This is a genomic window from Paenibacillus sp. SYP-B3998, assembly GCF_010820665.1.
Taxonomy (GTDB): domain Bacteria; phylum Bacillota; class Bacilli; order Paenibacillales; family NBRC-103111; genus Paenibacillus_E.
The window spans coordinates 212,969-232,777 of sequence record NZ_JAAIKC010000008.1; the positions used below are offsets into that span (position 1 = coordinate 212,969).

Below are 19,809 nucleotides of genomic sequence, written 5' to 3' on the forward strand. Positions count from 1 at the left end.
AATAACAGAGGGGAAGCCAGGAGTGGACATCATCCACTGAAATGGACGCCTATTTGGAAGAAGGGCATGAATTCTTAAGATTTTCTTTAAGATTACTTATAAAGCTTTTAATTAATCTTCCTTATGATAAGAACATGAAGGGAGTTACCGATCATGTTTAAACGTAAGGGAAGATTTTTGTTTATGTTGATCCTTGTTGTGATAGCTGCGTATGCCCTTAGACATCCCCTGTCTAATCTACCATTGTTAAAAAGTGTTAATCAACAAGGGATACCCTCTCTGCAAGCAGAAGCTGCTGTTCTACTTCAAGCAGATACAGGAGCTGTTATATGGAGTAAAAATGCTAACAAACGTCTTTATCCCGCTAGCACGACGAAAATTGTCACAGCGCTTGTCGCGTTGGAAAGAGCTAAGCCAGAGGAGCAAGTGAAGGTAGGTAAAGAAATTCATGAACGCACATCAGGCGAAAGTAGTGCTGGATTGGTTCAAGGGCAAACGATGACCTTACGGGATTTGCTGGCTGCAATGCTGCTGCCCTCTGGCAATGACGCTGCCAGAAGCGTAGCCGTGTATATTGCTCAGAAAGAGACGGGGAAGAAGCTCACACCAGAGCAAGCCATTGACAGGTTCGCTGAGATGATGAATGCGAAGGCAACGAGTCTTGGGGCGAAAGATTCTCATTTCGTCAATCCGCATGGGCTGCATGATGCTAAGCATTATGCGACAGCTCATGATTTGGCGTTAATTGCTCAAGCCGCGATGCGTCAAACGACGTTCCGTGATTTAGTTAATCAAGGTGAGTATACGGTTAAGACATCTTCGACCCGTCTTGTTTTTGAGAATAGGAATAAGCTGCTTCAGCCTGATAGCGAGTACTTTCTTCAAGGCGTAAACGGTATCAAAACCGGCTTTACGGACGAGGCCGGATATTGTCTAGTATCTTCTGCAACCCGGAAGAACCAACCGTTCATCGCGGTTGTCCTTCATTCCACAGAAACGGATGTTTGGCTGGATTCGAAGGCGCTGCTTCAATACGGTTTTGAAAAATCTTGAAGACGAGAATTCAAACTCTCTTAAAAAATTTCGGGCAACTTATCCTCCATGGGCGCATAGGATTGTAATACACAATTCACCATCACGAGCCGACCTGATCTATGAGAGGTGGCAGTGAAAGGAGGTACCCATGGACATATTCAAAAGAATTACGGAGCATCGAACGGAGAAGGAAACACTGGCCTGGACCGGTACGTTCGCGGAGTACATAGACTTGGTTCGTCAATATCCTGGACTCGCGAAAACCGCGCACGCAAGAGTATATGAAATGATTGCTTCCCAAGGGATCAATGACCAAAGCGGCAACAAGTCGTACACCTTTTTCAACAAGGAAATATTTGGTCTTGATCGGGCTATTGAAAAGCTTGTGGAAGAATATTTCCACTCCTCGGCTCGTCGACTGGATGTTCGAAAGCGTATTTTACTGCTGATGGGACCTGTCAGTGGTGGTAAATCAACGATTGTGACGATGTTGAAGCGAGGACTTGAGCAATTTTCCAAAGATGATCTTGGTGCTGTATACGCCATTAAAGGTTGTCCTATGCACGAGGATCCACTTCATTTGATTCCCCAGGATCTCCGTTCAGAGGTTGAACGAGAGCTTGGTGTGAGAATTGAAGGAACCTTGTGTCCTTCGTGTCAGATGCGCTTAAAAACAGAATATAACGGTTGTATTGAAGATGTGCTCGTAGAACGTGTGCTAATTTCAGAAGAAGCGCGTGTAGGCATCGGTACGTTCAGCCCATCCGATCCCAAATCACAGGATATCGCCGATTTGACGGGAAGTATAGATTTCTCCACCATTACTGAATTCGGTTCGGAGTCAGACCCGCGTGCTTACCGTTTCGACGGAGAGCTGAATAAAGCGAATCGCGGTATTATGGAGTTTCAAGAGATGCTCAAATGCGATGAGAAATTCCTATGGAACCTACTTTCGCTCACGCAGGAAGGCAATTTTAAAGCTGGAAGATTCGCGTTGATCAGCGCCGATGAGCTCATCATCGCCCATACAAATGAAACGGAATATAAATCGTTTATTGCCAACAAGAAAAACGAGGCGCTCCAATCTCGGATGATCGTGATGCCAATTCCTTATAACCTGCGGGTTTCGGATGAAGAAAAAATTTACTTCAAGCTGATTGGTCAGAGTGACATGTCGCATATCCATAGCGCCCCGCATGCTCTGCGTGTAGCGGCCATATTCTCGATTCTCACCCGCCTTAAGGAAACGAAGAAGCAGGGGATGGATCTGGTCAAAAAAATGCGTATGTACGATGGAGAAGTGGTTGAGGGCTACAAAGAAGCTGACCTGAAGGAAATGCAAAATGAATTTATCGAAGAAGGCATGAGCGGGATTGATCCTCGCTATGTCATTAATCGGATTTCCAGTGCTTTGATTCGTCAAGATCTCCAGTGTATTAACGCGCTAGATGTGCTCAGAGCCTTGAAGGACGGTCTGGATCAGCATCCATCGATTACGAAGGATGAGCGAGAGCGCTATCTCAACTTCATATCCGTTGCACGCAAAGAATATGATGATATTGCTAAGAAAGAAGTACAGAAAGCGTTTGTATATTCCTTTGAAGAGTCGGCTAGAACCTTATTTGACAACTATTTAGATAATATTGAGGCTTATTGTAACTGGGGTAAAATTAAAGATGCATTGACGGGGGATGAAATGGATCCGGATGAACGGCTCATGCGCTCGATTGAAGAGCAAATTGGCATTTCGGAAAATGCAAAAAAAGCATTCCGTGAGGAAATATTAATCCGAATCTCCTCTTATTCGCGAAAAGGACGTAGATTTGACTACAGCAGCCACGAACGCTTGCGGGAAGCTATTGAGAAGAAGTTATTCGCTGATCTGAAAGATATAGTGAAGATCACCACATCCACAAAAACACCGGATGAGAAGCAATTGAGGAGAATCAATGATGTGACGAAGCAATTGATCGACGGTCATGGTTATTGCCCCGTATGTGCCAATGAACTGCTGCGCTATGTAGGAAGTTTGCTCAACAGATAGTTACTGCAAAGACTGTTCCTTTCTCTATGATATTGGAGAAGGAACGGTCTTTTGTCTATCACCGAATCTAGTAAACTCTCATATATTGTTTCATCAACGTATAGGGAGGTGCTAGTTATGAGGCTAGGAAGTAGGTTGAAAAAAGTAGGATCATTTTTATTGTTTATTGTGAGTTTCCTGGCGTATTTGATGACTTGGTTCGTGGAGCTGCTGTCGCCCTTGGGGGGGATCTGTATCGTGGGAGTCAGTATTGGCATTGCTATTCTCATGTGGCTGGATGGGGAAGAAGAGCCCGTGCGAGTAAGTAGGAAAAAGAATGCCAACAGAGCGGAAACAGACCGCTGAGCCAGAAGTTGAAAAATCCCCCCAGAAACCTTCCAATAATACTGTAAAACGATCAGACTTGTTTGGCTTTGGCAAGATTTTGGATAAGCTTCCGCTTTATAAGTTATCTGCTCGAATGGCGTATTGCATGTTCTTTGATCTCATCTTGTTATTATTTGTGCTTATCCTTCGTGCTTCTGGTACACAAGTGAACGAGTTTCCTAATGCGTGGGATTTTCGCTTCATTTTGGTTACGACAATCGTTGTGTTTTTCGTTGGACTTGGAGATTTATGGAAGGGGCGCCATAAATAAGAGGTGTGGGAACCGAGTTAAGCGCCCAATTTTGAGAGAGTATTCACCAATTAGGCAGCAGTGCACATACAGTATATTAGGCAAATAACCTATACAGAAATGTGAGTGATTCCAACAATGACGAAAGCAGAAGAACAAGAATTTCGTCCACCAGTAGGTGGCTTTCATGGCGGCGGCATCGGACATGGCGGAGGTATTGGCCATGTAGGCGGTATCGGTCATGGACTTGGATTTGGGCATGGCGGTCCAGGTCATGGATTTGGACACGGTGGTCTCGGGTTTGGCCATGGGCATGGTCACTTTCATGACATTGATTTGTTTCCAGTAATTGTAGCTCCCTATGCGTATCCTCCATATCCAACCTACTATCCTTACCCATGTCCATATCCACCCTACCAGTACCCATGTCCGTATCCACCATACCCATACTATGGGTGATGGTGTCTATCCAGTAGCTGCTCTACTTCCTGGAATCTAAATGAAAAAGTTAGATGTTTATCGCAAAGAGTCTCCTTATAAGGAGACTCTTTGCGTTTCTCAAAGCCGGATAATCATACGGCTAAAGGGCTCAGTCTTTAATTGTAATAATTATAAAGTAGTATTGACTTTAAATAAAACATTATTTATAATAATTATTATCTGATAGAGGTTCTCAATGAATGCACTTGAATAAAGGGGAGGATGGTAGAAATGTACGATGTCATTATTATTGGAGCGGGTCCCGCTGGCGCTTCTGCAGCCATCTATACAGCAAGAGGGAATTTAAAGACATTGGTTATTGATAAGGCTCCCAATACAGGAGCATTGGCAATTACACACAAGATTGCGAATTATCCAGGTGTTACTGGCGAACTATCCGGTAAAGAACTATTGGACACGATGCGCGATCAAGCGAAGAGCTTCGGTGCAGAATTCGTGCAAACGACGATAACTGCTGTTGATGTGGAGGGCGATACGAAATACGTCTTTACGGCCGATGGCATTTATGAAGGCAAGTCGATCATCATCGCGACAGGATCCAAAGGTCGCAATCGGATGCTGCCGGGTGAGGAGAACTTGTTAGGACGAGGCGTGAGCACATGCGCAACCTGCGATGGCGCCTTCTTTGAAGGAAAAACGGTCGCTGTAATTGGTGATTCCGAAGAAGCCTTGGAGGAAGTCCAGGCGCTGACCAAGTTTACGGAAAAAATCTACTTCGTTATTCCGCGGCCTGAGTTACAGGGTGTCCCGCATGTTCCTGAACTACGCAATACAGAGCTGCTTTACAAAACAAGAGCGCTTGAAGTTCTTGGCGATCAACATGTGAATGGGTTGAAAATTCGCACAGCAGCTGGCGCGGAGGAAGTGCTGAACGTAGACGGCGTGTTCGTCTTCTTGTCTGGCAGTAAACCCGGCACGGATTTTCTACAAGATCAAGTTCCGCTCGATGAGGAAGGATTCATGGTGCTTGATACCTCTATGCAGTCGCCCGTGCCTGGCGTTTTTGGAGCGGGGGAAGTCAGACGTACGCCAGTGAAACAAGCTGTCGTTGCCGCTGCTGACGGAGCTATCGCAGCGATGGCTGTCGATAAATTTATTAACAAACGCTCACAGTTAATTCCACAATATAAATAATTAATTTTACATCTAATGAGGAGATGAATAGTTATGTCTAATGTAGTCGTTTATTCCAGCACGAATTGTCCTTATTGCCAGCAATTAAAAAAGTATTTAACCGAGCAGAATGTGGCATATGAAGAAAGAAACATTGATCTGAACGATCAATTCGGACAAGAACTCCACGATATGGGACTCATGTCATTGCCTGTGACAGTGATTGGAGAACATAAAATTTTAGGGCTCAACGTAACCAAATTGAAAAAAGCATTAGCTGAAATTGCTAATTAACGATAAGCTAGACGAACTCATAAATAGATAAATGTCTAAATCGGATAATAAGAGAGGAACAACTAACAATGACACAAACAACCTTGCTACAAACGTATCCATTCGCCAAAATCGGATTGCCTGCGCCTGCGTTTTCACTGCTATCAACCAAAAACATGGAGACACTGGAGGAGAGAATATCTCTGGAGGATTACAGAGGGAAATGGCTTGTATTCTTCTTCTGGCCGTTTGATTTTACTTTTGTATGTCCTACTGAAATCACAGCATTCAGCGACAATTACGAGCAGTTCTTAGAACTGGATACGGAGATCGTCGGCGCATCTGTAGATAGTATTTACACACACAGAGCCTGGACCCAGACGCCGCGTGAGCAAAACGGGATCGGTCCAGTTAAGTTCCCTCTGGTCTCTGACTTCTCCAAAGAAACCGCACACGCTTACGGTGTGCTGGACGATGAAACCGGAGCTGCGCACCGTGGCTTGTTTATTATCGATCCTGAGGGTGTTCTTCGTTATCAAGTCGTTACCGATATGAACGTAGGGCGCTCCGTCGAGGAAACACTTCGTGTGCTTCAAGCGCTTCAAGCTGGCGGATTGTGCCCAGCGAACTGGAAACCTGGCGATAAAACGTTATAAGCCAATGTTTACAAATGCTTGAAGCTAACTGCGATGCATGGAAGCAGGTTACTTCTTTCTCGTAAAATTCAGCCGCGGCCGACTCTCACTCGGTTGCGGCTTTTCAATGTGTTTTTGCGCCTAGGTTTGCAGTATAATAAGAAACGACTTCTTATTTTATTGACGGTGGGGTAATAGGGATATGCTGCATGCGGTATCAGACAAGCTATTTATGGGTTCATTAATCCTCCTGATGATTTCCGTGGTTATAAGCGGAATTGGTTTTCAGTTTGTAAATTGGCGTTCAGAGGTTTCAGACGAGGTCGAAGGAGAAACGAAGAGCAGCAGTTCGAGGAAGAAAGCGATAATCGCCCGACAAGACAAGAGCTTGGGAAGAGTGTATCGCTCGTATTTATTTTGGATTGCTGTGGCAGGCATTGTGGTGTCGATCGGTCTTTCCTATTTGTAAACCAATAAGGAGTCTGGCGTTCAGGATGAACGACAGACTCCTTATTTTGTATGTACATAGGCCTATTCGTAAAAAGGGGAATCGTAATCTCCTTGCCAATCTTACACGTAGCTAGCCGGAACCACGCGCTATAAAGCTGGAGGTTAGCATGATTTTTTCCGTTTGTCTGCCTGGGTGTTTTCTACGATAGAGCAGTGTCTCTACGGCGCGGATGCCAAGAGCTTCTTTCGCAAGCTCAATGGTGCTCAATGGCGGGTGCGAATAGGCGGCCGCATCGATATTGTCTAGGCCAATGACCCTGATCTGCTCGGGAATTTCGAAGTCTCTGCGCTTTAGCAAAGGTATAAGCTCAAGAGCAATATGGTCATTTGCGCAAATAATGCCATCAGGTAAAGCATTGGGGTGAAAGGTGGAAACTTTTCGTTCTAGGCTAGGGATCATTGATGGCTGGCAATAAGGAATGTTCCATTTCTTCAAGGAAAACTCATCCATAGATCCTGCTATATCCTCCATGGCTAATCGGCAGCCCCACCAACGCTCCTTGAAGCTGACAGCATAAGAATCGTCGCCAATAAAAACGATCCGCTTACAACCGAGGGCAAGCAAACGCTGACAAGCTATTTTGCCAGAATCCATATTGTTGTTCAATACGCAATCGACATCAACGAGCGGCTCGTAGTGATCGATGAGCACAATAGGAAGACCCGTTTGCTTCAAGGAAATGATAGACAGCGAAGGAAACTTGCCTGTAAGAATATGGCCTATGCAGTGCGCTTGATTGACGTAAGCAGGAATCTGCAATTGGTAAGAAGTATTGTGTGGGACAGGTACGATAAGGTGATCATACCTCAGCTCTTTGCTTGCAGTGGCGATGCCGGCGAGAACTTTTCCCCAGAAGGTATTATCTTGTTGGTACATGGTTTGAATCCAAACAAGCATATAAGGTGTTATTTCGGGAGGTCTTGAAGGGTTATCTTCTTCCGTCGCTGCTTCTGTAAACGCTTCTCTGTCAGGGAAGGAGGATTTAGTCACCTTGACTTGGTATCCCATTGCGCGGGCAGCTTCTTCAATCCGTAATCGGTTCTTGTCACTAACACCGGATTTGCCGGATAAAGCTTGGGAAACGGTATATTTAGACAAGCCGAGACGGTCGGCAATTTGCTGCATAGATACTTTCTTACTCAACGTTATCACCTCCTTGCTTGGATAAGTTAACATAACTAAACTAACAAATTAATTGTCGAATAGATGGAACGATATGTCAATATACAAAGTGTCTAATATTATTAATGAAAATAACATTGACCTTAAGGGTGAAAGTGTTTACATTATGGGAATATACTACAATTGTTAGCCTAACAATACTAACTAATTTGAACGATTTGCACCGATCATACATGAAGATGGAGGATGATTATGAGTCAAACGATCATTTTTTATGATGTGAGCTTTCCTTATGAAGGTATCCGTCCTGATAACAAGCAATTAGACGAGTTGGCAAAGTTCGGACGAATCGTGACAGCAGACGCACTGGAGGAGGCCTTGCGGGGAGCCGACAATTTCATTCACCTGCACGGACGTTATTTTCCAAAGCAAGCTTGGACAAGCATTCTCGCACATGTGAGCAGGGGACAAGGGCTCGTACATGTAGGTAGCGCGCCGTTCAAAGTTCCGGTATATCGCAGCGAAGAGGGGTGGCAGTTGGAGACCGAGCAAACTGGTTATCATCAGCAGCTCCAAATCCACGAGGCCCTGCCTGTAGATCCGGAGGCAATTGACCATTACTCCGCGTCCGTTGAATTGCCCATCTTACATGGTAAAGAGGCGATCTTCCGTGTACAACCGACAGTGGGACTTGCGCTCCACGTGACTCGAGCGGATGATCAACCTGGGCAAATGGGTTCCAGCGGGCCAATGGATGCGCATATCCTGCCTCTGCTTAAAGGGATTTCAATTGAAGGGCGTGAAGTTGCAGCGCCAATCGTGCTTATTGAAAATACCAAGGGGGCTTTTGCTGGAGGACGCTGGATTCTAGCTAACGTTGTGACGGATGAGACGTTCTGGACACAGGGGGGCGTCTCGCTGCTTGCCGATTTGACTGCTTATACGGGAAGAGGCGTGACGGAACTTTGGTTTAAACCGAATTATGCCTGCTACGATCCAGGGGATCGCGCGGCGCTAACGGTTCAATTGCAGACATTGGCTAACAATGAGGATGCTCCTTCAACGAATACAGTATGGACATTTCGAATACAGGTAAGCAAGGAAGCGGGAACGGAGCCAAGCTGGTCCACACAATTCCAGATGAACGCATCACGCGAACTAAGCTATAAAAAGGTGCTGGTGCCTGTAGATTTGGAAGCAGGCTATTACACGGCTTTATGTAAAGCAACAGCCAACACGGGTGAGGTACGCTTGCTTCGTCAAGGGTTCTGGTGCTATGATCTAGGACTGCTTCGACAGGGGACGCCGATGTCTTGTGATCGCGATTATTTCATCAAAGACGGGCGACCGATGCCAATTGTTGGCATGACTTATATGACGAGCGATGTGGCGCGCAAATTTTTATTTTTGCCGAATGTTTCCGTTTGGGACAGGGATATCGCTCAAATGGCTAAGGCGGGCATTAACCTGATTCGCACGGGAATCTGGTCGGCGTGGCGACAAGTCATGTTCGTCGACGGCCATCCGTATGAGGAAGTGCTGAGAGCTATCGATGCTATGATTCTTACGTGCAAAAGGCACAACATGGAAGTGACGTTTAATTTCTTCGCGTTTACACCAGAGCTATGGGAAGGCGTGAATCCCTATCTGGATCCACGCAGTGTCGAAGCTCAGAAGCGTTTCATTGCAGCTGTGGTGTCCAGACATGTGGAGACGACGAACATTCACTGGGATTTGATCAATGAGCCGTCCATGTTTAACCCCAAAAAACCTTTTGCCGGCCCGCAATCGGCCCATGATAAGTTTGAGCAAGAAGCCTTCGCGGCATGGCTTCAGCAGCGCCACGACAGCATTCGAAAGCTGCAGGAACGTTGGAATATGACACCAGGCGAGCTGCCTAATTTCGCCAGCGTTCGTCTGCCTGATGAAGCTCAGATGAACATGAATACGACTGAAGTACATGAGAAAAAAGGCGGGCCATGGCTCGATTATACGTTGTTCACGATGGATATGCACAATCGCTGGGCACAGGCATTAATTGCCACGATACGCAGCTACAATCCGAAGCAGTTGGCGACAGTCGGTCAGGATGAAGGGCTTGGAGCGCAGCGTCCGTCACCCTTCTTTTATGCCGAAGTTGTGGATTATACAACGGTCCATACGTGGTGGTTAATGGATCAGTTGGTGTGGGACGGTATTTTTTCCAAAGCCCCGGATAAGCCAAGCCTGATTCAAGAAACAGGCATCATGTATGTAGAGACGCCTGATGGTCGAGCGAAACGCTCCGAGCAGGAGCTGCGTAATATTTTGGAACGAAAATATGCTTACGCGTTTTCAACAGGCGGGGCTGGCGCCGTTCAATGGATTTGGAATATCAATTTCTATATGAATAATATCAATGAATCTCATATCGGAGCACTGCGAGCGGATGGAACGGAAAAGCCAGAGGCGGAGGTTTCATACGATTTTGGAGCCTTTATGGGCAGCATTCGCGATTTGTTTGTGGGTAGAAAACTGGAAGAAGTTGTGGCGATATTTCCTTATTCCAATGATTTCTCTACACGAAAATTCGCTGGTGGCGCAACGGCCAAACTCACACGCACGCTCGCTTATGAAATGAACATCCCTTTCCGTGCATTGGGTGAGTATCATCTGGCGCATCTGGAGCAAGAAATCCCTAAGCTCATTATCGTACCTAGTGCTCATAACTTTAGTGACAGCGCACTAGACAAGTTGATTTCGCACGTGCGGATACATGGAGGAACGCTTCTGGTTACGGGGCCTCTAGGCTTGAATGAGTACTGGACACCTGTGGATAGGCTTACTGAGATTACTGGCGAGACCGTACTGAGCAACGTGCTGCGTGAAGAAATGATGGCGCTTAACGGTAATCTGTATCCGGTATCTTTCGGTGGTGCGCGCATTGCTCAATTGAACAAGGAGGTCATATTGTCTGGTGGATCCAGCAACGGCGGCTCAACAAGCGGGCAAGTTGGCGCTGTAAAAAGCTACGAGCTTGGTCAAGGTCAACTGATTTGGTGCCCGCTGCCGATTGAATTGAATGAACGCAGCGAATCGTTGCAGGCACTTTATACGTACGCTTTACAGCAAGCCGGTGTGGCGTCTGAACTCGAATGGCTGCATGGCGGAGAGTACCCGGGCGTTTATGGGCGCAAGCTGACATTTGAGCAAGGCGCATTGTATATTTTTGTTTCGGAATACAGCGTGGATACGCATGTAGAAGTGAAAGATCCAGTAACCGGAAAGAGCTATGAGTTCGAGCTCGAAAGTGAGCGAACGGTCATGTTTGCAACTGATCGACAAGGTAATGTATTGACTGTATACCGACCACGCCAAGTACAGATAGAAGTCAAATAAAGGGAAAAGCCTCCGTTCGGAAGGAGCTGCTGTGAACAGCTTCAAGGAACGGAGGCTTTCTGGTAATTCAAGGGAAAGCTATTCAATTTCTTCGATACAACTATTGCATACGAGCTTTCCTTTGAAATAGGTCATGTTCTCAAAGTTTCCACAAAAAATACACGCCGGCATATACTTTTTGAGTGTAATGCGTTCCGGATCTACGTAAACTTCAATGGCATCGCCGATATCAATACGTAACGTGCGTCGTAGTTCAATAGGCAATACGATTCTGCCTAATTCGTCTACTTTTCTTACAATTCCTGTCGATTTCATCCGTTTCCCCTCCTTGTTCATCCCTAATCGTGGAACATGAACGTGTCCTAATCTTATATTCCACATATGAACACGAATCCCTTTTATTTACTGTGAAAAGAAGCGATAATGAGAGAAAGAAAATAGCCAACTCTGGGAGGTTCATCATGTATGCTATTCGTCAATTGTTTCGCTTTACTTATTTAGAAGCACTTTCGTGCTTGTTTCCTGCACTTATTTTTCTTACTTTAGCTGTGCTTAAGATTGTTCATGTGCCATACATACCTAGATATGATTTGATCCTTATTGTTTGCATCGTGATTCAGGTAGTGATGATTTGGACGAAACTAGAAACCTGGGATGAGCTTAAAGTTATTTGTTTGTTTCACCTGATTGGTTTAGGTCTAGAGTTATTCAAGGTACATATGGGCTCGTGGCAGTATCCGCAGGAAGCTTGGACCAAAATAGGAGGAGTGCCGCTTTACAGTGGGTTTATGTATGCAAGTGTAGCCAGTTACTTGTGTCAAGCCTGGAGGCGACTGGAAGTAAACCTGGTTGGTTGGCCACGTACGGTGTGGACAGTTCCACTAGGGATAGCCATTTATTTGAACTTTATGACCCATCATTATGTGTATGATTTCAGGTGGGTGCTTACAGTACTCTTATTCATCTTGTATTTCCGCACTTGGGTCCTTTTTCGGGTTGGGAATGCGCAGTATCGTATGCCGTTGGTTGTTTCTTTTCTGCTTATTGGATTTTTTATCTGGATTGCTGAAAATATCGCTACGCTCCTAGGAGCTTGGCAATACCCTAATCAAGAAGCTGGCTGGAGCTTAGTCTCCTTTGGTAAAATAAGTTCTTGGTCGCTGCTGGTTATTGTTAGTTTCATGATCGTTGGGCAGCTCAAACGTGTGAAGCAATCGCAAGAATCTTAAATAGGTGATAGTGATTTTCCTGATAAATTTCCTTCGCATGAGAGCTCCCCTGTTGCGCATACAATGGTAATGTTGCGCGAGTAGCTATGAATGAAGGAGGAAGCCTGATGGAATACCGTTTGAGCATTCAGACGAATAGGGAGTATGCTTCACATGGGACCCTTTTCCCAGCGATGGTGGAGCGATGGAAGGAAGAGCATCTGCAGATGCGGAATCAGTTAAAAGAAATCCGGGTGATGGCGGCTTCCATGTATTCCCTTGAGGATTGCTCAATAGGGATGTGCAAGCTCATAGAATTGCAGGATCGCATGCTTTCACTCATTGAGGATTTGGAGCTGCATTCGGAATGGGAAGAGATGGAGCTTTTCCCTCTGCTGCAAACGTATCTGCATCCAACGACGGCTCTCTCCATTTCACGTTCGGTGACCGTATTGGAGCAAGATCATGATTTGGCCAAAAGGGTCGTTCAATCCTATGTCGACGGTGTGAATAGCATGAGAGTGCCGATAGATTTGGAATTTCTACATCTCATGACTTCCGAGCTTGTTACAGCGTGTTTGATTTTGCTTAAGCATTTTACGTTGGAAGAAGAATTAGTTTACCCATTGGCGGATCGAATTTTGGAAAATTTGGATTAACTATAAAAAATTAAAAAGAGGGCTTCCTGAGATCGATCTAAATCTCACGGGAACCCTCATCTTGTATTAACTTAAGCTTCTAGTCGGCTTAGTGTCTTTTCTTCGCATTCCTTGGAGCAGAAGCTATTATGATCTTCTTCGCAAGCTTCGCAGCAAATATGTTTCAAGTGGCACGCGTCGTTCGCACAGTTGATATAACGGTCTTCGGCTTTGCCGCAATGATAGCATTTACCTACAACGATATCCTCTTCCGTATGGTTGATTGGCACGGAAATACGCTCATCGAAGACGTAGCATTTGCCATCAAATAAGCGACCTTGAACATCTTCGTCCTTGCCGTATGAGACGATGCCCCCGTCAAGTTGGTAGACTTCCTTGAAGCCTTCCTTAATTAAAAAGCCAGACAGTTTCTCACAACGAATGCCGCCGGTACAATAGGTAAGAATGGGCTTGTCTTTAAATTCTTGCAGATTATTGCGAATCCACTCCGGAAACTCTTTGGTCGTTTCAACCTCAGGACGAATTGCGCCGCGGAAATGTCCAATATCGAACTCATAATGATTGCGTCCATCAAGCACAATGACATCGTCTTGCTGGAGTTTTTCATAGAAATCCTTCGGTTTAAGATGCGTACCTGTGAGTTCGTTAGGGTTCACATCTTCTTCAAGACGGAACGTTACGAGTTCCTTTTTAGGGCGGACAAAAATTTTATGGAACGCGTGCTTCTCGCTCTCATCTATTTTGTAAACCATATCCTTGAAAAGCGGAATTTGGCGCATCATGGCCATGTAGGCTTCGGTTTGTTCTACGGTACCCGAGAGGGTTCCGTTAATTCCTTCTGGAGCAATGAGAATTCGGCCCTTGACGCCAATTTTTTTGCAATAAGCTAAATGTTCGCTAGCCAGTGCCTCATGGTCCTCAACGGTAACAAATTTATAGTACAACAAGATTCGGTATGGAGCGTTTGCTGCTATCATGCGTTAACCACCTATACGTATAAATTACATGCTTGATGTTGACATAAGCTAATAGTGACATAAATCGGTTCAATTTTCAATCAAACGCCCGTTTTTGTGATGGTGTGAAATACTTCCTCCAACGCGTCCCCTACAGCCTTAAGCTTCTTGTGCAGCCTCGTTGCAATTAAATTATCGGGAGAATCGCTTACAGTCTCCAGCGTATTTTTGAGCGCTTCTTCAAGTACTTCTTCTAAAGCTGTCGCTGTTTCAAATACGCGATTCGCGGAAAGGTTGCTAGAAGCTCCCCGCAAAGAATGAGTAAATCGAACCGCTTCCTCATAATTTTTTGTGCGAATCCACGTCTCCAGTTGATCGACGCAAGCAGCGTATTGTTCTCGATACTTGTTAAGCATTTGATGATAAAGAGAAGACTTGCCGCCAAACCGCATTAAAGCTTGTTTCGTATCTAAAATAAGAGGGGAGGTTACTTGATTCTCCCTCACATAACGGTCTACGATTTCAAACAAATGCTCGGGAATAATGGGCTTGGTTACGGTGTCATTCATGCCAGCTTCGATACAAGCATTTCGCTGTTCCAGCGTGGAATCTGCTGTGACAGCAATGATAGGGATATGTTTTCCTTCAGGCGTTTGGCGGATGTGTTTCGTTGTTTCAATGCCACCGAGCATGGGCATATGAATATCCATTAGAATTAAATCATAGGATTCATTCTTTAATAGACTTAGGGCCTCTAAGCCGTGAGCTGCAATGTGAACTATACAGTCCCTGCTTTCGAGGAGCGACCGAGCAACCGTCTGATTGATTTCGTTATCTTCCACAAGTAGTATGCGGTGCAGTGTTTTAAAGACGGTTACTGGGTACTGTGTCGTCGGGTGCTTGTGCGTATTTTCAACAGACTTTATCGTCATCTCCTGCAAGGTTTGATACAATACCCCGCGTGAGAGCGGTTTGACCAAAATCGCGCATGGCGCTGCATCTTCAGGCAGTTTTTCAAGCGCGTCGCGGCCGGGAAGCGTTGTGCATACGATTGTGCGAATCTGCTTGCTGTTGCAGTGGCGTAGCATATCCACCCACACTTCTTCGCCATACATATCCGGCGCCTCCATATCAAGCAGCACGACGTCAAGCGGGGTGTCATCAATTGTTTTCCGCGCTTCCTTCCACGAATGGACGCCTGCGGCTTCTTGACAGATGTTTTGAAGCATATTGACGAGTACCTGGATTAATTTCGGATGATCCTCTACAACTAATGTCCGTAAGGGAAGAACAGGCAGCATTTTCGGCTGCAGGAAAGACAAGATGAAGGGAATGGATACGCGGAATTCACTTCCGAGCCCTGTGGCGCTCCACACTTGAATATGACCACCCATGTTCTCAATCAAGTTTTTTGCAATGACAAGTCCAAGTCCTGTTCCACCGTAATTTCGGCTCGTTGAACCTTCTGCCTGAACGAAAGGTTGAAACAGCTTAGCGAGTTGTTCTTCACTCATTCCTATACCTGTATCGATGATACTGAAGACCAGTCTGACGCTCTCTTCTCCCGCCTTTTCTCCGTCATACTCCATTTCTACACGTAAGGTAATTGTGCCCTGCTCAGTAAATTTAATCGCATTGCTCGTTAGATTAAGCAGTACCTGATACATACGAAGAGGATCTCCAATAATTCCTAAAGGAACGGATTCGTCGATCTCACAGATGAAATCAATCGGTTTATGTCCAAGAAGCACGCTCAGTGTTTCGCAAACGTGATCGATCGTTTCGTCTAATTGAAACGCGATATGCTCAATTGCAATTCGATCTGCGTCGAGTTTGGAGAAATCCAGAATGTCATTGATAATCTCAGAAAGCGAGAGTGAAGATCTGGTTATTTTGCTCATATAATCGTATTGCAGAGGGGTCATGCTTGTCCGTTCCATTAAGTAGGATAATCCAATGATCCCATTCAGGGGTGTTCGAATTTCATGACTCATGCGAGCAAGGAAGATCCCTTTGGCCAAGTTGGCTTCATCAGCCTCTTGCTTGGCGCGAATCAGCGCTTCTTTGGATCGAACTTGATCCGTAATATCTCTTGCTATCGCTGAATAATAACAGTCTCCCCCTTGGGCGGGGCAGTGTGGAACAATGGTCAATGAACTGAAAATCTTCCTTTGTTGCTTCGTTATAATCTCAGCCTCGAACTCCCAAAATCCTTGTTCGGCTGCGATAGCTAAGCCCTCATCTAACTTACTGCTGCTAAGAATATCAACAAAATTACTGAAATGACTATGCTCTATTTGCAATTCGTGGACGCCAATAGAGTGTCTCGCCACCTGATTCATGTAGGAAATGTTACCTTCATGATCAAAGGTGAGAATGGCATCATGCGCGCTTTCGACAATCGCTAACAGTCTTTCTTTTGTTTCCGCGCTTTCTTTAATATCACTAATATCGCGGGCAATAAAGACATAGCCTTTGAGACTGCCATCGGGATGCGTGATAAGGCTTGCATTGGACTGCACATAAATCCGGTGCCCTTCCTTGTGATGCCAGATCCACTCGGTATCTTCTTTGAGATGACGTAAGGATTTGATCACAAGAGCTGTGCAATCTGCGGGTACATCTTCTTGTAATTCGACACTGTATTGAATGGCTCTTTCCTTCAATTGATCAGCATCCAACCAGCGTGTGGGAGTTGCTTTCTTGTGAACTTCCTCATAGGTGTAACCCAACATTTCCTCTGCGCGCGCATTGAAATGATTCACTTTAAATGAGGGATCAGTGACGATCATAGCATATTGGTTGTGATGAATGAACGAATCAAACGGTTCAAACAATTCACGTAAATTTTCGATCATCCCATTGACCGAATGGGCCAGTGAGCCCAGTTCATCCTTGCTTTTAACCTTGAGGGGCAGCATGTAGAAATTCCCGTCTGCAACGGCTTCTGTTACCCGCAGAATTTGTCTCACTCTTGTGATGACTAACGTGTGCGTAGTCCAATAAATAAGGAAGACAAGCACAAGTTCGGTGACTACAAGAATACCAACCGTCCACCATAGCAAGAGGCACGTAGGAGCTTCAAAGGCGGCGATCGGCATCGAGTACGAAAGATACCAGTCTAAATCAGGAATGCGGGCATAAAACAAGCGAACCTTTTGATCTTCATAGGTTTCATCAATGAATCCACTGTCTTTGGAAATGGCCTCAGCGAACGTAGGAGCAAATTCAGGATATTTAGTGTAAATATTTAGCATGAGTATTTGAGCAGGATCCGTGTGATACAGCATAAGCCCTTCTTTATTAATAATTATCGTTTTGTTGAACTCGGAAGGAGGATGAAGATGCTGACGAAAGGTTTGATCCGCGTCAAGGGAAATATCGACGATGCTCGTCACTAAATTAATGTCATTAAACACAGGAACGGTAATGGATATAATGTATTTATTGGATAATTTATACAAATGAGGATCGGAAATAAAGGTTTTTCCTTTTAGAGCTTCTTGAAACCTCTTGTCTCCTGATATGTCCAGCGTACTGCCGGAAGTGAATACCATATGTCCGGAAAGGTCGCTGACGCCCATGGAGTAGTAGCGGTTAGCTCCTGTTTTCAGCTCTTGTTTTAGGAAATCAAGCTGCTCTTCCATAGTCCCCTTTTTCATAACACTGACTCGGCTGATGAGCTCGACTTCCGCCTGTCGAATGGACAAAAAGTCGTATAGGTTTTGTGCTGAATTTTTGACGGAAGAGATGGATTGCTCTTCCATTTGATGGATTAATTTGTTCTTCGAGAGCAAGAAATTGGCAGCTCCGACCAGCGACAAGGATACAGATGTAATTAGAACGAGTACAGCAATTAGTTTAAAGCGGAGCGATGAAGTCATTGGGTAGTCCTCCGGATATGATGAAAGTGTTAGAGAAACTCATAGTTTTATAACTATTATATCGTAATAGTTTTAATGTATATGAATTAATATGAATAAAATAGATATTCTGAGTATACGACAGAGTTCAATCATTCATTCAATGATTTGGAGGAGCAACGATGCGATTTACAGTTCGGAAAAAATTGATAGCCGTATTTATGGTCATTTTTGTGATGATAGGATGGTTGAGCTGGACGGATATGAGCCGAATGGCTGTGTTAAAGACGAACACGAAGGATCTGGCAACGAACTGGCTGATGGGTATTGAAGTCATTGAAGAGATTCATTATAACTCCGAGCATCTCCTGACGAATTATTATCAAAAGCAATTAGAGCAAGATGTTAAAAAGCATGCATCCTTGGATGAAGCATTAGCTAATACGGTAAAGGAAATCGATAAACTGTTAGTAAATTATAAGGAATCCGTAGCAGGTCCTGAAGATGAAAAAAACTTTAGTGAATTGACAAAGGATTGGGAAGAATTCAAAGTATATTTCGCCAAAAGTCAACAAATTGGAACCGACCCAAGTAAATTGAAAGAAGCCCAAGACAGTTTGCAGCAAATGTCAGCTGCTTTCGGCAAGTTACAGCAGAAATTGGTTGTTATGGTGAAGTTCAATCAAGATGGTGGTAAACTCGCTGAGCAAGCCAGTGCTGATTTATACAAGAAAAGTGTTACACAGTCGGTGATTGTGCTTTGCTTAATTATTGTGTTTATGTTGATTGTATGTATCGTGATTGTGAGGAATATTTCTGTACCGATTCGTAAAGCCTCTGAAGCCTTGAATCGTATCGCCGATGGCGATTTGACAGATGAGCCTCTGCAAGTGAAGAACCGAGATGAGATAGGTACGATGATTCAAGCTGTGAACCGCATGGTTGCTCATCTGCGTACATCTGTTGACCAAATGCTGCAAGCGTCAAATAGCGTAGCCGCCTCCTCGCAGGAGTTATTTGCGAGCTCCGATCAGAATGCTTCGGCATCGAATCATGTCTCTCAAGCGGTTCAAGAATTCGCATCAGGCGCCGATGCGCAAGCGCAAAGTTCAATGGAATGCGGCCGCGCGATGGAAGAAATGTCTGTCGGCATTCAACGTATTGCAGAGACGACATCTGATGTGTCGGATTTATCCATTTCCGCTACAGAGCTTGCCAAACAGGGTACTACTTCCATGAAACGTGTACTAACGAAAATGCAAACAGTCAGCCACTCAGTGGAAGCTGCACATAAGGTTATTCAAGAACTAGAGAAGCATTCTCAAAATATTGGTCAGATTTCCACATTAATTGGCAGCATTGCTTCGCAAACGAATTTACTTGCTTTGAATGCGGCTATTGAAGCGGCGCGCGCTGGCGAAAGCGGTAAAGGGTTCGCAGTAGTCGCAGGAGAAGTGCGTAAATTAGCCTCTCAAACGGATGAATCCGTGAGAGGGATTTCTGAATTGATTAGCAATATTCAACGGGATTCCGTACGTGCGGCTGAAGTTATGCACACAGGTCTGTCCGAGGTACAAGATGGGTTAAAAGAAGTTGGTGTTGCAGAACAAGCGTTTCATCAGATCGTAAGCGCCTCCGAAGAAGTCGCTAGTAAAATTCAAGAAACTGCAGCGGCAGCAGAGCAGATGGCAGCTAGTTCGGAAGAAGTCGCAGCGACAGTAGCGAGCGTTGGATCGGTTGCGCAGCAAACAGCGGGAACTGCGCAGACGGTAGCAGCGGCAACGGAAGAACAGCTTGCTTCGACGGAGGAAATCACCGCTTCAGCCAAATCTCTTTCGGAGATAGCTCAAGAACTTCATCAGGTTGTTAATTCTTTCAAGGTTTAATGAAAACCA

General features: G+C 45.1%; 17 protein-coding genes. 13 read left to right on the forward strand and 4 right to left on the reverse strand.

Translation table 11 applies throughout. The features are described from left to right. Window positions 1-153: 153 nt before the first annotated feature. From GK047_RS19985 to GK047_RS20025, 9 genes are all read left to right on the forward strand, one after another. Entirely contained in the window at window positions 154-1,053 is a 900-nt protein-coding gene (locus GK047_RS19985; RefSeq protein ID WP_163950778.1) for a D-alanyl-D-alanine carboxypeptidase family protein, read from the forward strand. A 130-nt stretch (window positions 1,054-1,183) separates the two neighbouring features. After that, window positions 1,184-3,079 carry a PrkA family serine protein kinase gene (locus GK047_RS19990; RefSeq protein WP_163950781.1) on the forward strand — a complete coding sequence of 632 codons (1,896 nt, stop codon included), beginning with the start codon at window positions 1,184-1,186 and terminating at the stop codon, window positions 3,077-3,079. 117 nt (window positions 3,080-3,196) lie between these two features. Next, complete coding sequence (locus GK047_RS19995; protein ID WP_163950784.1) at window positions 3,197-3,424, forward strand: hypothetical protein; 228 nt, start codon at window positions 3,197-3,199, stop codon at window positions 3,422-3,424. Next, window positions 3,396-3,716 (forward strand): hypothetical protein, encoded by a 321-nt coding sequence (locus GK047_RS20000; RefSeq protein WP_163950787.1) that lies wholly within the window; start codon window positions 3,396-3,398, stop codon window positions 3,714-3,716. Before GK047_RS19995 ends, GK047_RS20000 begins: the two co-directional genes overlap by 29 nt. A gap of 117 nt (window positions 3,717-3,833) precedes the next feature. Then, window positions 3,834-4,154 carry a hypothetical protein gene (locus GK047_RS29285; RefSeq protein WP_205516888.1) on the forward strand — a complete coding sequence of 107 codons (321 nt, stop codon included), beginning with the start codon at window positions 3,834-3,836 and terminating at the stop codon, window positions 4,152-4,154. A 252-nt stretch (window positions 4,155-4,406) separates the two neighbouring features. Next, entirely contained in the window at window positions 4,407-5,330 is a 924-nt protein-coding gene (locus GK047_RS20010) for an NAD(P)/FAD-dependent oxidoreductase (RefSeq protein WP_163950790.1), read from the forward strand. Between the two features lie 33 nt (window positions 5,331-5,363). Next, entirely contained in the window at window positions 5,364-5,603 is a 240-nt protein-coding gene (locus GK047_RS20015) for a glutaredoxin family protein (protein ID WP_163950793.1), read from the forward strand. Window positions 5,604-5,671: 68 nt separating this feature from the next. Further along, the gene (locus GK047_RS20020; RefSeq protein ID WP_163950794.1) at window positions 5,672-6,238 is read left to right on the forward strand and encodes a peroxiredoxin; all 567 of its coding nucleotides are present in this window, start codon (window positions 5,672-5,674) and stop codon (window positions 6,236-6,238) included. A gap of 211 nt (window positions 6,239-6,449) precedes the next feature. Then, window positions 6,450-6,686, forward strand: a complete 237-nt coding sequence (locus GK047_RS20025; RefSeq protein ID WP_205516889.1) for a hypothetical protein — start codon at window positions 6,450-6,452, stop codon at window positions 6,684-6,686. 111 nt (window positions 6,687-6,797) lie between these two features. On the opposite strand, the gene GK047_RS20030 is transcribed toward GK047_RS20025, so the two are convergent. Continuing rightward, window positions 6,798-7,871 (reverse strand): LacI family DNA-binding transcriptional regulator, encoded by a 1,074-nt coding sequence (locus GK047_RS20030; protein WP_163950797.1) that lies wholly within the window; start codon window positions 7,869-7,871, stop codon window positions 6,798-6,800. 231 nt (window positions 7,872-8,102) lie between these two features. On the opposite strand from GK047_RS20030, the gene GK047_RS20035 reads away from it, so the two are divergent. After that, the gene (locus GK047_RS20035; protein ID WP_205516890.1) at window positions 8,103-11,228 is read left to right on the forward strand and encodes a beta-galactosidase; all 3,126 of its coding nucleotides are present in this window, start codon (window positions 8,103-8,105) and stop codon (window positions 11,226-11,228) included. 78 nt (window positions 11,229-11,306) lie between these two features. Here the strand turns inward: GK047_RS20035 and GK047_RS20040 are convergent, their stop codons facing one another. After that, entirely contained in the window at window positions 11,307-11,543 is a 237-nt protein-coding gene (locus GK047_RS20040; RefSeq protein WP_163950806.1) for an AbrB/MazE/SpoVT family DNA-binding domain-containing protein, read from the reverse strand. Between the two features lie 146 nt (window positions 11,544-11,689). Between GK047_RS20040 and GK047_RS20045 the strand changes: the two genes are divergently transcribed. Further along, on the forward strand, window positions 11,690-12,457 hold the full coding sequence (locus GK047_RS20045; RefSeq protein ID WP_163950808.1) for a DUF817 domain-containing protein: 768 nt from the start codon (window positions 11,690-11,692) through the stop codon (window positions 12,455-12,457). Window positions 12,458-12,564: 107 nt separating this feature from the next. Then, window positions 12,565-13,095 (forward strand): hemerythrin domain-containing protein, encoded by a 531-nt coding sequence (locus GK047_RS20050; RefSeq protein WP_163950809.1) that lies wholly within the window; start codon window positions 12,565-12,567, stop codon window positions 13,093-13,095. Between the two features lie 71 nt (window positions 13,096-13,166). On the opposite strand, the gene trhO is transcribed toward GK047_RS20050, so the two are convergent. After that, the gene (gene trhO / locus GK047_RS20055; RefSeq protein WP_163950811.1) at window positions 13,167-14,072 is read right to left on the reverse strand and encodes an oxygen-dependent tRNA uridine(34) hydroxylase TrhO; all 906 of its coding nucleotides are present in this window, start codon (window positions 14,070-14,072) and stop codon (window positions 13,167-13,169) included. Window positions 14,073-14,152: 80 nt separating this feature from the next. Next, window positions 14,153-17,935 carry a response regulator gene (locus tag GK047_RS20060; RefSeq protein ID WP_163950816.1) on the reverse strand — a complete coding sequence of 1,261 codons (3,783 nt, stop codon included), beginning with the start codon at window positions 17,933-17,935 and terminating at the stop codon, window positions 14,153-14,155. A 161-nt stretch (window positions 17,936-18,096) separates the two neighbouring features. Between GK047_RS20060 and GK047_RS20065 the strand changes: the two genes are divergently transcribed. Further along, entirely contained in the window at window positions 18,097-19,800 is a 1,704-nt protein-coding gene (locus tag GK047_RS20065; RefSeq protein WP_163950821.1) for a methyl-accepting chemotaxis protein, read from the forward strand. The last annotated feature ends 9 nt before the right edge of the window (window positions 19,801-19,809 follow it).